The following is a 12981-nucleotide window of genomic DNA, read 5'->3' as shown; positions in this document are numbered from 1 at the left end:
TCCGGCAGGGTCTAGATCTATATTATAAGGGGGTTATGTAATTACTATAATCCTCTTAGCTTAAATAAGTATGAAGCCCGTCTAAAGATTTGCTGAATTTTTATTATTTTTATCGAAACCGATCAAACAAGGTAACGTATCAATCTTAATTTCCAAATTACTATATATACAAAATGAAGGTGTGTATAAAGATGAAAATATTCAGTCTATTGCTTGTAGCATTGTCTTCCATTGGAGTAGTTGCCACATTCGGATTTTCAACATTCAGCTTAATCACAGGAATTATAGGAGGGCTTATTGCAGCATTTGCAATTTCAGGCTACTTGCAGTCTGTCAGACGTGATTACCCAAATGAGAGCTATGAGAACAAACATGTTAAGTATCAGTCGAACTATAATACTTGGTAAGCAAAATCCCCACCTTAAACTGGTGGGGATTTTCATATTCCCAAACACTTGTATAATCACTTTGTGATATTAATGGTAGAAGAAACAAACGAGGGATAATGGCTAGCTGTAGAAGTGCTTACACCGAAAATTCATTCCTTAGTTCATAGACTACTTGAGCTTTGTCTTGTTTGGTGATTTCCCCTTGTTTTAACCTCTAGTTAAATCTGTGCAGGATATGATGTATAGCCTTTTTAAAAGCTTCTTTCCCATGATGTTCATATTGACTAATCCAATTACTGTATGACAATTAAATAGAAGAGAGCTGCTAAAACAAACCGGTATAGAGCAAACCACTCCAATCGAAGTCTCTTAATCAGTTTGATGAACGTCACTACTGCAATCATTGCCACAAGAAAGGATGTCGCAAAGCCAATTAACATTAGAAGCAAATCGTCAGAACTCAGCAAATCACGACTATCGTACAAATCCAACAAGCTTGCACCAAACATAACAGGCACAGAAATAAGGAATGTAAAATCTGCAGCGGCTTTTTGGCTAGTGCCAAGCAACAGGCCACCTGAAATCGTCGAACCTGATCTCGAAAATCCCGGCCATAACGCCAAGCATTGAAACAGACCAATTCCGAAAGCCTGTTTATAATTAATCCCATCGATAGTATCAGCGGTTTCAGTCCGCCTATTCCGCGCTGCAATGATCATCAACACGCCACCAACAACTAGACCTATCAAAACAGGGGTTGGGCCAAATAATTGGCTTTTTATTGTGTCCTTGAAGAGAAGATATAGGGTTAATGCTGGTAACATAGCCAAAATCATATGAATGACATTTAATCCTTTGCTTTTGGAAAAATCCATTCTAATCATATTAACCCCAATCTCCAAATACCTTTTCCAATAAAGAATTAAAACTGCCATCACTGCACCCAACTGAATAACAATTTTAAAAGTTATTGCAGCATCTCCCTCAAAGCTAAGCAAATCGCCTGCTAGAATAAGATGTCCAGTAGATGATACTGGTAAAAATTCAGTTAAGCCCTCTATTATGCCAAGTATTATTGCTTTAATTACATCAGTCATCAGTGCATTGTCCCCTTTCGGAAATAAAATCATTTAATTTCCAGTATAAGGGAGACAAGTAAACTTCCCCATCGATTAACCTAACAATATTCAATTCAGAATGACATAATTGTCACATTGCTCATTATTCCAGTCTTAAGTAACTCCTTTATTAAACTATCCTTTCCCGTTAGCATAACAACAGTATCAAACATTAAATTCAACCTGTATCAATAAAAAATCCGTTAACCTTCTGAACTTGCTGCCCGTTATTTGGATAATCAATTTCAGAGCATGCAGCAGATATGAACACCGAAACGTAACTTCCATTTGATCATTCTGCAGCCGCGTGCGTGGAGCCTCAATGACCATCATGATTCCAAAGCGCTGAGAAACCACACAGAACCGCCACCCCGACCAAGAATTGGGGGTCCTTTTTTTGGCAAAACACAAAATATTAAGTATAATGTTATTGTCGAAACGCTAAGGCGTCTGTACAGGATGGCTACCTGGCACTGATGATGGCAGGCCAAGCGCTTTATAAAGTTTTCTTTATGTGTATTTATACTTTAGGAGCGTGGTTATCTATGAAAATTAATATTACCGCACATTTTAACATTGATATTACTTTATCTCTTCATCTGTTAGCCGTAGCCAGTCTTGCTTATGAACTCAGTTCACTGACGAGCTCGTGAAATTCGAGCGAAAAGTATCTGTACTAAGACACCTTGTGGTGTCTTTTTTATTTTTATAGTAATTACCATCTAACCGATCTGCCCCCGCAAGAGAAAAGCAGCTTATGCTGCACCTCCGCCACATCCTTCATTCTGATTGCTGTCAGCTTGCGACACGCCTTCCATCTGCTCGACAGTGACCACTAGTCATACCGTTTTCATTACCGATTTCGCGCCATGTCTTATCTTCCTTGATACGTTTCTCCAGAAGAACAGGGAACAGCAGGGGCTGTCCATCATATTCGACTTCAGGAAAGATTAGGCCATTCATCAATAAATATCACTCTGGATACTTATTCACATGTTCTCCCCAATCTGCAGGAAGCGGTGCCCCGATGTATCGGAGATTCTATTCTAGGAACCCGAAAAGAAGTGGAGAAAATTGACGAGACACCCACTTTAATCGACTAAAGGTTAGAAGAATGTTAGAAGTTGATGCTTGTACAAAAAAAAGGCGCAGTTCCAAAAACCCGGGAACACGCGCCACTATCGACTTTGTAAGGATGCTGGTGAAGGGAATTGAACCCCCGGCCTACGCATTACGAGTGCGTTGCTCTACCCCTGAGCTACACCAGCTTAACGCTGTTTTTCTGTCAAACAAAAAATATTATACAACTTTCAGCCAGAAACGCAAGCCTATTTCTCCCTGTTTTCCGCCCTCCTAAACTGCTAATCCACCTGTAGCTTACGCTCCACAGACTCTAACTTTCCACGGCTAGTAGAGGGTTTATCGCGGCGGTCGTCTATTTTAAGTGAAGTAGAGACACGTTCTGCACCTGCGGCAAAAGGAGACTCATGCAAAGCTTCTACCGCGGCAAAAATGCGTTGCAGAGGCCCTTCGATGATCGTACCCATAGACGTAAGTTCATAAGTAATCCCTTCTACTGTCTTCAGCACCCGCTGCATATCCGCAACATAGCTGCTAAGACTGGTACTGCCTGTTCCAATTGGAATAACTGTAACTTCAGCGATAGGCATGAGAATACCTCCTCGAAATTTTATAGTAGCTGTCTCCTTCCATTGTAACAATTCCACCGCTCTGTCACAAACTAAGCAAGATTATCCTCCCTTATCTCTTCTATTTCTTCTGATTACTCCAAAATATGACTTTGGGCTAAGAGTATTTTCTCATGAGCAAATTCTAGGGTCATCTGCACTATATTTATGGACTCTTTGTGGCATCTTTTCGGACAATTTATGAATCATTTCGCATCTCCCTGTGGATCAATTGTGGATTACTTATGGACAGCCTGTGGATCATTTGTGGAGTACTTTTGAAGAACCCGCTCCCCGCGCGGGTTTTCTAAAAAACTGTTTACAAACACAACATCTTGGGTTATTTTTATCTAACGACAACAAAATATAGTGGAGACAGGCGCTTTGATCCTTAACCGGATTTAGAGCTTAATAGGGAAGCGCGGTGAGAATCCGCTGCGGTCCCGCCACTGTAACCGGATGGCCTTCTTAAGCTTCTGGGAAGCTTGAGAATCCACATCTCCCGGCAAATGCCACTGAGGGTTAGGAACACCCTTGGGAAGGCGCCGAGAGATCCCACGGAAGCCAGGAGACCTACCTGTTTCGACGACACCAACTATTGATGCCTGCGAGGAACAGGGATGGTGTCCGCATGCGGTCATCTACGTAGAGACCTCTGCAAATATCCGTGTGGATATTTACATAACGCATCGGGCATTTTCTGCCATCCTCGGGTAGGGGATGCTTTTTTTATGTAATCTGAACAAATATACGACTGCTTATAGCAGTCCAACTTCTTATGGATATATGGATTTGATGATAGATGTTTTTCTTTTATACTGAGAGGAGAGCTGTACAATGACGTTGTTGGAGAGACAATTTAATGGAGTAGAAAATGCACGGGAAGTTCTTTTAGAAGAGCTCATTGATTTAGGCCGGGATATTATCGACAGTCGGGATATGGACCTATTGCGCGAGAATGCCAATTTGAATGGAGAGAGTTTCTCCGGTAAAATGAGCAAGTTCGGCAGTGAATATTCAAAATGGTACGCCCGCAATTTTACGATGCCGCCGCAGCTAGTGCAGGCTATTGATGACAATGTCGTCTATGTGCATGATCTGGATCAATACGCGATTGGAACGACGAACTGTATTTTCATCCCGTTTGATAAACTTCTCCGTGAAGGTTTCAATACCGGCAACGGCAGCGTTCGTCCTCCGAACTCAATAATGACAGCTATGTCTCTGGTAGCGATTATTTTCCAATCCCAGCAAAATGCTCAATATGGTGGTGTATCCGCCAATAAACTCGACTATGATCTGGCACCTTATGTAACCAAATCCTTCGCCAAGCTGTTCCGCAAGGGTCTGGATTATTTTGAAGAAGGACAAGCTGATGAATCTTTGGGCGAGATTACGATGAGCCGGACCGATCTGGCGGAGTTATATCCAAGGGCGTTCCGTTTTGCACTAAAGGAAACCGAAATCGAAACTCTGCAAGCGGCTGAAAGTATGGTACATAATCTGAATACCATGTCCAGCCGATCCGGTGGACAAATACCGTTTACCAGCATCAACTACGGTACTTGTACTTCACCAGAAGGTCAGCTTGTGATCAGTTCTCTGCTAACCGCAACTATGAACGGACTTGGCAGCGGAGAAACACCAGTGTTCCCGATTCAAATCTTCAAATGCAAGCAAGGAATCAATCAACAGCAAGGCGATCCTAACTATGAACTGTTCCTAAAAGCAGCTGAATGTTCTGCGCGCAGACTATATCCAAACTTCGCTAATCTGGACGCTCCGCTCAACTTGCAGTATTATGATTCAAGTGATCCTGATACGGAGTTCGCTACAATGGGCTGCCGAACCCGAGTGCTCGGTGACCGTTTTGGGCGTAATCATTGCTCTGGGAAGGGCAACCTTTCCTTTAATACACTAAATCTGGTTCGGCTAGGTCTTGCACACGGCACAGTAACAGGCAGACGTACCGTCGCAGACGAAGCTGGCTTCTATGAAGATCTAAATCATTATATGGATATTGCGCTGGAAGGACTTCTCCATCGCTTCCACATCCAAACCGCACAAAAAGCTAAAGCTTCCGATTTCATGATGCGAGAAGGCGTTTGGGAAGGCGGCGAACATCTTGCACCCGATGACACTGTAGGCGATCTGCTGAAGCATGGCAGTCTGTCTCTTGGCTTCATCGGTATGGCGGAATGTATGAAAGCTATGTACGGCAAACACCATGGCGAGGATATGGAAGTTCATGCCAAGGCGCTGGCTATCGTGCGTCATATGCGGGACTATTGCGATCGGAAAAGTGAGGAACTGGATCTTAACATCACCCTGTTCGCTACTCCAGCAGAAGGTTTGTCCGGTAAATTCACCAAAGTTGACCGCAAGGTACTGGGTTCCATTCCGGGCGTAACCGACCGTGAATATTATACGAACTCTTTTCACATCCCTGTATACTTCGATCTGGGTGCTGCTCAGAAGATCAGCTTGGAAGCTCCTTTCCATGAATACTGCAATGCCGGGGCTATTTCTTATGTCGAATTAAACGGCAATGCCCGCAACAACCCATCGGCTTTTATCAAAATCATTAAATATGCGCTCGAACAACAGGTCAGTTATTTCAGCATTAACCATCCGATTGACCGCTGCTCCAGCTGTGGATACGAAGGCGTAATTGGGACAAACTGTCCTTCCTGCAACGCAAATGAGAATGACGTGCACATCCGCCGTTTGCGCAGAGTTACAGGTTATTTAACCGGCGACTATCAGACCCGCTTTAATGCCGCCAAACAAGCTGAAGTTCGGGATCGCGTTAAGCATCTATGAATATTTGCGGTTACTATCCGGAGTCGATTAACGAGGGAGAGGGCATGCGGGCCGTCCTCTTTCTCAGCGGCTGCCGCCATCGTTGCCCGGGATGTTTTAATCCCGAGACATGGAACTTTAAATATGGAGAAGTCTTCACCTTAGAACGACAACATGAAATCATCGCAGAAATCGCCGCTAACCCTTTGCTGGATGGTCTGACACTGGCAGGCGGCGATCCTTTTTTCTCAGCAGAAGAGTTGCTGGGGTTCATTCATGAGCTTCGCACTGTACTGCCAGGGTTCTCAATCTGGATTTACAGTGGTTATACGTACGAAGAACTTACAGCCCTTCCCGGTACGCCGGAGTGGAATCTACTTAAACAGTGTCAGGTGTTAATAGATGGAAGATTTGTAGAAGAACTGAAAGATACTACGCTTCTCTACCGGGGAAGCTCCAACCAACGCATTATCGACATTCCGGCCAGCATGAACGGCTCGGAGGTCTTTCTGTGGCAGCCTGCTGCGCTATAATATATCAATTTTTGATATTGAAAATTAATTTGAAATAAGAAGGGATGAACTAACCATGCCGCAATTCGTAGTAAAACCGGATAATCGCCAACTGGCTTTTGATGAGAACCGTCTTTCCGTCTACGCTGACCGTATTCTGGAAGGTCTCGATCAACTAAATAAAGAAACTTTGCTGCGTGGAGTGAATTCCAAACTGCGTCGTGACTCGGTAAGCGGAGAAGAAATCAGCAACGCCTTCACCATGAGCGCTCTAGAGCTTGTAACAAAAGAAGAGCCTAACTGGAAGTTCGCAGCTGCCCGCGCCCTTCTGACTACCCTTTATAAAAAAGCTGCCGTCCATCGCCGCTACAAAGCTTATCCAGAAGAGCCTTACGGTGAATTGTATCCACTAATTACGGATCTCGTGAAAAAAGGAATCTATCGCGAAGAACTTCTAAGTCATTACACCAAAGAACAAATTATCGAACTAGGCGGGTGTATCGATTATACACGCGACCTTTTGTTTGACTATATCGGTCTGCTTACGCTATCCGACCGTTATTTGGCGCATGATTTTGACGGCCGTGTAATGGAGCTTCCACAAGAACGTTATATGATTATTGCTATGTACCTGATGCACCGTGAGCCAGCTGAGAAACGTCTTGAGCTTGTAAAAGAAGCTTATTGGGCTATGAGCAACATCTATATGACTGCTGCTACACCTACAATGTCCAATGCCGGCAAAAAGGTCGCTGGACAACTATCCAGCTGCTTTATTGATACTGTAGACGATTCCCTAGAGGGTATCTTTGACTCCAATACAGACGTAGCACGTCTAAGCAAAATGGGTGGCGGCATCGGCGTTTACCTCGGAAAAGTACGAGCACGTGGTTCGGATATCCGTGGCCACAAGAACACAAGCTCCGGCGTAATCCCTTGGATTCGCCAGTTGAACAATACAGCAGTCAGTGTAGACCAGTTGGGCACACGTAAAGGTGCTGTAGCTGTTTATCTTGATGTATTCCATAAAGATATTCTCGCTTTCCTCGATCTTAAGCTGAACAACGGTGACGAGCGCATGCGTGCACATGACGTGTTCCATGGCGTCTCCCTACCTGACCTGTTCATGGAAGCTGTAGAATCGCGCAGCCATTGGAACCTCTTCTGCCCTCATGAGGTGAAAAAGGTCATGGGCTGGACAGATAAAAATGGCCGTCCACTAGGATTGGAAGATTTCTACGATGAAGAGCTTGGCAAAGGTACTTTCCGTGAAAAATATGCTGAGGCTACAGCGAACCTGGAATTATCCCGGATCACTGTTCCTGCGATCGACATCATGAAACGGATTATGAAATCACAGCTAGAGACGGGTACACCGTACATGTTCTACCGCGATACCGTGAACCGGACCAACCCAAACCGTCATCAAGGTATGGTTTTCTCCTCCAACCTGTGTACAGAAATTATGCAGAATCAGTCTGCAACAGTTATTGAGCAAGAAGAATTAGTAACTAAAGATGGCCAGACCCGGATCGTTATTTCCAAAATCCCTGGCGACTTCGTAGTCTGCAATCTGAATTCGATTCACTTAGCACGGGCGATTCCAGCTGGCGTATTAGAAAGACTTGTTCCGATCCAAGTTCGTATGCTTGATAACGTAATCGACATTAATAATATTGAAGTTCTGCAGGCACAATACACGAACAGCCAGTACCGCGCAGTAGGTCTCGGCACATTCGGCCTGCATCACCTATTGGCACTCAAGGGCATTCGTTGGGAATCCGATGAAGCCGTAGAATATAACAATCATTTATATGAACATATCAACTACCTGTTGGTTCGTTCGAGCATGGAGCTTGCCCGTGAAAAAGGCCGTTATCCGAAATTTGCTGGATCCGATTGGGAGACTGGCGCATACTTCACTTCCCGCGGTTATGTTAGCGGTGAGCAAGAAGGTAAATATGTAACGACTGAGCAATGGCGCGAGCTGCAAGAAGAAGTAGCTAAGGACGGCGTACGTAACGCTTGGATGTTCGCCATTGCGCCGAATGGATCTACATCGATTATTGCCGGCTCCACCGCCAGCATTGATCCACTGTATGAACTGCTTTCCTATGAAGAAAAAACAACTTATAAGATTGCTAACCCAGCACCGGATCTGTCCGACAAAACGATCTGGTACTATAAGACAGCATTTACGATTGACCAAAACTGGTCGATCCGCATGGCTTCTGCTCGCCAGCGTCACGTCGATCAAGGCCAAAGCTTCAACCTGTATGTCCGTCCTGACATCAAGGCTACCGAGTTCCTGGAACTGCATCTGAATGCCTGGAAGGGCGGCTTGAAATCAACTTATTATGTGCGTAGCCGTGCTTTGACTATAGAAGAGTGTGAATCTTGCGCTAGCTAATTATCTTAGTGCCCTAAATAGAAAAACGATGATGAATTTCGTAACTGCGAGGAATGTTTGGGCTTCCGGCCGCTGTTGTCATCAGAGGTCTTGATCTTTACCGCTATTAGCGGATGACATCCGATGACAGCATATGCTTTCGATGCGAGCTTTCCTACGGAAAGCTTTCGGGCGAACGCTGACGCTCCTACAGCTCCAAACTTCCTCTCCGTTACTCCATCACCATCTTTCTATGAACAAGACACCAAGAAAGATTACCCGCGCAAAAAATGGAGGGATAAGAAATGCAATTACAAAAGATTTTTAATACTGAAGCACCTAACCAATCCACACGCATTATCGACGGTGAATGCTCAGGTATTCTGAACTGGAATGATATTCGCATGCCTCATATGTACAAGCTGTATAAGGTACTGCTGCTTAATCACTGGATCGCGGATGAAATTCCAATGTCCAAGGATGCGCAACAATTCCCGATGCTGGATGCCGAGGAACAACGCGTATTTAAGATTAATATCTCCCTACTCGCTGTGCTGGATTCGATGCAGACGATGTTCGTGAGCGACGTGAAGCGTTATTTCACCGATTCCTCTTTGGAAGCTATCTCCGCTATTATCGGGCAGCAAGAAGTGGTGCATAACCAATCCTATTCCTATGTTCTTTCCTCTATCGTGTCGGAGAGTGAGCAGAAGGAAATTTTTGAATATTGGAAAAAAGACCCTGTCCTGCTGGAACGTAATCAGTTTATCTCTGATATTTATCAAGAGTTCCGTGATAACCCTACGAGACAGACCTTTTTCCATGCGCTGGTAGCAGATCTCATCTTGGAAGGGATTTTCTTCTACAGTACTTTCGCCTTCTTCTACAATCTGGCCCGTGACCAGAAGATGATGGCAACTAGCCAAATGATCTCTTATATTCAACGTGACGAGAATCAGCACTGCTACTTCTTCGCAGAAGTATTTAAGCAGCTGCTTGTAGACTTCCCTGAGCTGAACACCAAAGAAAACATGGATTACGTATACCGTACCATCGACCGCGCGGTAGAGCTCGAAACCAACTGGGCTTATTACACACTTACTAACGTGCGTGGTATTGATCTTAACGAGCTTAGCGACTACATCAAATATACAGCGAACAAGCGTCTGACTTTGATGGGTATGGAAAAAGCTTATCAAGGTGTTGACGTTAACTGTATGCCTTGGATCAAACCCTTCTCCGATGATGCGCTTAATGCTACCAAAACTGACTTCTTCGAAGCCAAATCCCGCAACTATGGTAAGGTTGGCGACGATAACGGATTCGACGATTTGTAAGACCGGATATATAACAATCCCTATATAAAAAAGAGGCCATTCTCTACTTTCTTAGTGAGATGGCCTTTTTGCTATAGCTTATATAATGCAAAAAGCGCCCCTCTCCCCTGGTATCAGGGATGAAAGAGACGCTTATACGTTTGTTATTAGCACTAAGCACAGAAGGCTTACTACTTAGTCTTATGCCTTGCGTTCCACACGATGTGTAGTTTCTTCTGCAAGCTCATCTAATGCATCGTTCAGGCGCAGCTTCAGCTCCTCAGCAAGCTCTACCACTCCGTGATCATTACGAACCACTTGAGAATCCACGGCATAGACGCCGCCAAGAATGTAACGCGCGCCCAGTACAGACAACACAGGTTTCAATGCGTAATCAATTGTGAGCAGATGTGCAAGACTGCCGCCCATGAACAGCGGGAGTACAACTTTTCCGGCCAATCCCTTTTGTGGAACCAGATCTAAAAAGGTCTTCAACACGCCTGTATAAGAAGCTTTATAAACCGGGCTAACCACAATTACCGCATCAGCTTCCGCTACAAGACCATTGGCTTTGACGATAGACTCACTTTCAAACTTAGTGTGAATCAAATCCTCCGCTGGTAGCTCTGCTACGTTAATACGCTCAACCTCGAAGCCCTGATTGGTTAAGCTGGCCTCCGCATATTCTATAGCTGCATTGATACGCGATACCAGGGAAGGCGTTCCATTAATCACAACAATTTTAGCCACTTCTCCACCTCTTCCATCCCACTTAAGCAGCTCACACTGCTTTATTTTTTATCCCGACAAAATTACTTTAAATTAATACTAATCCTAACGTAGAATTGATATTTTTGTCAAACCATAACCACTTGCGCTCCCTCCGCTCTTACGTTATACTAAGCAACAATATTAAATCCAACAATCAGGCCAATGATCGGCATCCAACCGTGAGGCGTCTGCGACCGGAGTCTACAACAACTCCCTAAGTTCACCGGGTTTCGCCCGTTACCGCGAAGACCAAAGAGGGTCGGATTGTTCCTGCAGTTAAGGAGATTCGATCAACCTGGGTGGCACCGCGAGCTGACGCTCCTCGTCCCATGGATGAGGGCGTTTTTTGCGTTTTTTTAACCAAAAAGGAGCGAAACGGTATGCTGGATATGAACTGGATCAAAGACAATCAGGAACTTGTAAGAAACATTACGGCTTGGAAAAGAGTCGACTTCCCACTGGATGAACTGCTGGAATGGGATGAGAAACGGCGCGAATTGCGCCAAGATACGGAACAGTTGAGAGCCCAGCGTAACGGGCTGACCAAAGAGGTTGAACGACTTTTACGACTGGGTGACAGCGTGGCAGGAGAAGCAGTTAAAGAACAAGTAAGAGAACTGAACAACCGCCTGAATCTCTATGAGGCAGAACTAACTGAGGCAGACCGGCGCTGTGGAGAACTCATGCTGCTCGCACCAAACCCTGTATCTCAGGATACACCGATTGGCCATGATGATAAAGATAATGTAGAACTGCGACGAACCGGAACGTTGCCGGAATTCGGCTTTAAACCGCGTGATCATGTAGAGCTAGGCGAGCTCCACAATATCATCGATATCCCCCGTGGCGTCAAAGCAGGCGGCCCACGCAGCTATGTGCTGAAGGGTGCAGGGTTGTTGTTACATCTCGCTGTACAGCGGCTGGCCATTGATGTACTAACTGCCCGCGGGTTCACGGTGATGGATGTTCCCGTGATTGTCCGTCCGGAAGCGCTGGAACGTACGGGCTTCTTCCCCGGCGGGATGGATCAGACCTATGAGCTAAACGGAGACAATCGCTGGCTGGTAGGCACATCGGAGGTGTCGCTTGTCTCGCTGTATAGCGATGAGATTGTCGAACTGGATTCGCCAATGCGACTCGCCGGAATGTCGGCCTGCTTCCGCCGTGAGGTAGGATCGGCGGGACGAGACGTGCGTGGCCTGTACCGTGTTCATCAATTCTCAAAAATTGAACAAGTTATCTTATGTCGGAATGATGAGGGCGTCTCAGAGGGCATGCTGCAGGAGATTCTTGCGAATGCAGAGCATATTCTACAGCTCTTGGAACTTCCCTATCGGATCATGTCTGTCTGCACAGGAGATATGTCCCTGAAGACATATAAGCAGTATGACATCGAGACTTGGATGCCAAGCAGAGAGGCATACGGAGAGACACACTCGGCTTCCAACCTGCTCGATTTCCAAGCTCGTCGTTCGGGCATTCGTTACCGGGATGCCGACGGTAAGCTGCAATACTGCCACACCCTAAACAACACCGCAGTGGCTACACCAAGGATCCTAATTCCGCTGCTGGAGAATCATCAACTGGAGGATGGATCCATTTACATTCCGCAGGCACTGCGTAAATATATGGATGGAATTGAACGGCTTGAGCTTCCGCACCAGCAGTGATGTGTTGTCCAAGTAGATTTAAAATTAAAAATGCCCTTCCACTTCTCGATAAGAAGCTGGAGGGGCATTATTTTTGTTCCGATACATTCTATATAATTCTAATCACTATTGTTTTCCCTATGTAAAAATTAACAAAACTCTAGAATAAATTTGTCGCAATCCATAATAAATTCAACAATATATATAACATAAAATTAAAATATCGGTGATCTATTAACCATAAAAATACTAAATTTATAATTAATATTGTATTTATGCACTGTTTTTATACTAAAATCACAACATTTCAATTTTTAGATTTAAATGATGCAAACTTTAATTTATAT

10 protein-coding genes, 1 tRNA gene and 1 riboswitch are annotated in these 12981 nt (G+C 44.8%); of the genes, 6 read left to right on the top strand and 5 right to left on the bottom strand.

Translation table 11 applies throughout. From position 1 onward, the window contains the following. The first annotated feature begins 191 nt into the window (after nucleotides 1–191). Nucleotides 192–407, top strand: coding sequence for a hypothetical protein (locus tag MHB37_RS02400; RefSeq protein ID WP_076124528.1), 216 nt, complete (start codon nucleotides 192–194; stop codon nucleotides 405–407). A 275-nt stretch (nucleotides 408–682) separates the two neighbouring features. Here the strand turns inward: MHB37_RS02400 and MHB37_RS02395 are convergent, their stop codons facing one another. The 4 genes from MHB37_RS02395 to MHB37_RS02380 all read right to left on the bottom strand — a co-directional run bounded on the left by MHB37_RS02395 (nucleotide 683) and on the right by MHB37_RS02380 (nucleotide 3177). Then, complete coding sequence (locus MHB37_RS02395) at nucleotides 683–1486, bottom strand: undecaprenyl-diphosphate phosphatase (protein ID WP_076220559.1); 804 nt, start codon at nucleotides 1484–1486, stop codon at nucleotides 683–685. A gap of 816 nt (nucleotides 1487–2302) precedes the next feature. Further along, complete coding sequence (locus MHB37_RS02390; RefSeq protein ID WP_175618960.1) at nucleotides 2303–2470, bottom strand: hypothetical protein; 168 nt, start codon at nucleotides 2468–2470, stop codon at nucleotides 2303–2305. Between the two features lie 233 nt (nucleotides 2471–2703). After that, nucleotides 2704–2775, bottom strand: a tRNA-Thr gene (locus MHB37_RS02385). Nucleotides 2776–2868: 93 nt separating this feature from the next. Further along, nucleotides 2869–3177 carry an MTH1187 family thiamine-binding protein gene (locus MHB37_RS02380; protein WP_036682575.1) on the bottom strand — a complete coding sequence of 103 codons (309 nt, stop codon included), beginning with the start codon at nucleotides 3175–3177 and terminating at the stop codon, nucleotides 2869–2871. Between the two features lie 378 nt (nucleotides 3178–3555). After that, nucleotides 3556–3791: riboswitch (cobalamin riboswitch) on the top strand. A 241-nt stretch (nucleotides 3792–4032) separates the two neighbouring features. Here MHB37_RS02380 and MHB37_RS02375 point away from each other — a divergent pair. The 4 genes from MHB37_RS02375 (at nucleotide 4033) to MHB37_RS02360 (ending at nucleotide 10235) form a co-directional block, all read left to right on the top strand. Continuing rightward, complete coding sequence (locus tag MHB37_RS02375; RefSeq protein WP_076192782.1) at nucleotides 4033–6018, top strand: anaerobic ribonucleoside triphosphate reductase; 1986 nt, start codon at nucleotides 4033–4035, stop codon at nucleotides 6016–6018. Next, the gene (gene nrdG, locus MHB37_RS02370; RefSeq protein ID WP_076124537.1) at nucleotides 6015–6530 is read left to right on the top strand and encodes an anaerobic ribonucleoside-triphosphate reductase activating protein; all 516 of its coding nucleotides are present in this window, start codon (nucleotides 6015–6017) and stop codon (nucleotides 6528–6530) included. The genes MHB37_RS02375 and nrdG overlap by 4 nt, the downstream gene beginning before the upstream one ends. A 55-nt stretch (nucleotides 6531–6585) precedes the next feature. Beyond that, nucleotides 6586–8919 carry a ribonucleoside-diphosphate reductase subunit alpha gene (locus MHB37_RS02365; RefSeq protein WP_076142084.1) on the top strand — a complete coding sequence of 778 codons (2334 nt, stop codon included), beginning with the start codon at nucleotides 6586–6588 and terminating at the stop codon, nucleotides 8917–8919. 284 nt (nucleotides 8920–9203) lie between these two features. After that, complete coding sequence (locus MHB37_RS02360; protein WP_036682584.1) at nucleotides 9204–10235, top strand: ribonucleotide-diphosphate reductase subunit beta; 1032 nt, start codon at nucleotides 9204–9206, stop codon at nucleotides 10233–10235. Between the two features lie 180 nt (nucleotides 10236–10415). Here MHB37_RS02360 and ssuE read toward each other — a convergent pair whose 3' ends face one another. After that, entirely contained in the window at nucleotides 10416–10964 is a 549-nt protein-coding gene (gene ssuE / locus MHB37_RS02355) for an NADPH-dependent FMN reductase (RefSeq protein ID WP_036682586.1), read from the bottom strand. A gap of 401 nt (nucleotides 10965–11365) precedes the next feature. Here ssuE and serS point away from each other — a divergent pair, with 401 nt between their 5' ends. Then, nucleotides 11366–12655: a serine--tRNA ligase gene (gene serS / locus MHB37_RS02350; protein ID WP_405168900.1), complete on the top strand. Its 1290-nt coding sequence runs from the start codon at nucleotides 11366–11368 to the stop codon at nucleotides 12653–12655. Nucleotides 12656–12981: the final 326 nt, after the last annotated feature.

This window comes from Paenibacillus sp. FSL H3-0286 (genome assembly GCF_045040705.1).
Classification (GTDB): Bacteria; Bacillota; Bacilli; order Paenibacillales; family Paenibacillaceae; genus Paenibacillus_AQ; species Paenibacillus_AQ odorifer.
This window is presented reverse-complemented; position numbering and strand designations above follow the sequence as displayed.

What these genes read in the sequence shown, in the direction of transcription:
- serS (WP_405168900.1), top strand. Translation starts at nt 11,366, where the DNA reads ATGCTGGATATGAACTGGATCAAAGACAATCAGGAACTTGTAAGAAAC.
- MHB37_RS02365 (WP_076142084.1), top strand. Translation starts at nt 6,586, where the DNA reads ATGCCGCAATTCGTAGTAAAACCGGATAATCGCCAACTGGCTTTTGAT.
- MHB37_RS02390 (WP_175618960.1), bottom strand. Translation starts at nt 2,470, where the DNA reads ATGAATGGCCTAATCTTTCCTGAAGTCGAATATGATGGACAGCCCCTG.
- MHB37_RS02400 (WP_076124528.1), top strand. Translation starts at nt 192, where the DNA reads ATGAAAATATTCAGTCTATTGCTTGTAGCATTGTCTTCCATTGGAGTA.
- MHB37_RS02360 (WP_036682584.1), top strand. Translation starts at nt 9,204, where the DNA reads ATGCAATTACAAAAGATTTTTAATACTGAAGCACCTAACCAATCCACA.
- nrdG (WP_076124537.1), top strand. Translation starts at nt 6,015, where the DNA reads ATGAATATTTGCGGTTACTATCCGGAGTCGATTAACGAGGGAGAGGGC.
- MHB37_RS02380 (WP_036682575.1), bottom strand. Translation starts at nt 3,177, where the DNA reads ATGCCTATCGCTGAAGTTACAGTTATTCCAATTGGAACAGGCAGTACC.
- MHB37_RS02395 (WP_076220559.1), bottom strand. Translation starts at nt 1,486, where the DNA reads ATGACTGATGTAATTAAAGCAATAATACTTGGCATAATAGAGGGCTTA.
- MHB37_RS02375 (WP_076192782.1), top strand. Translation starts at nt 4,033, where the DNA reads ATGACGTTGTTGGAGAGACAATTTAATGGAGTAGAAAATGCACGGGAA.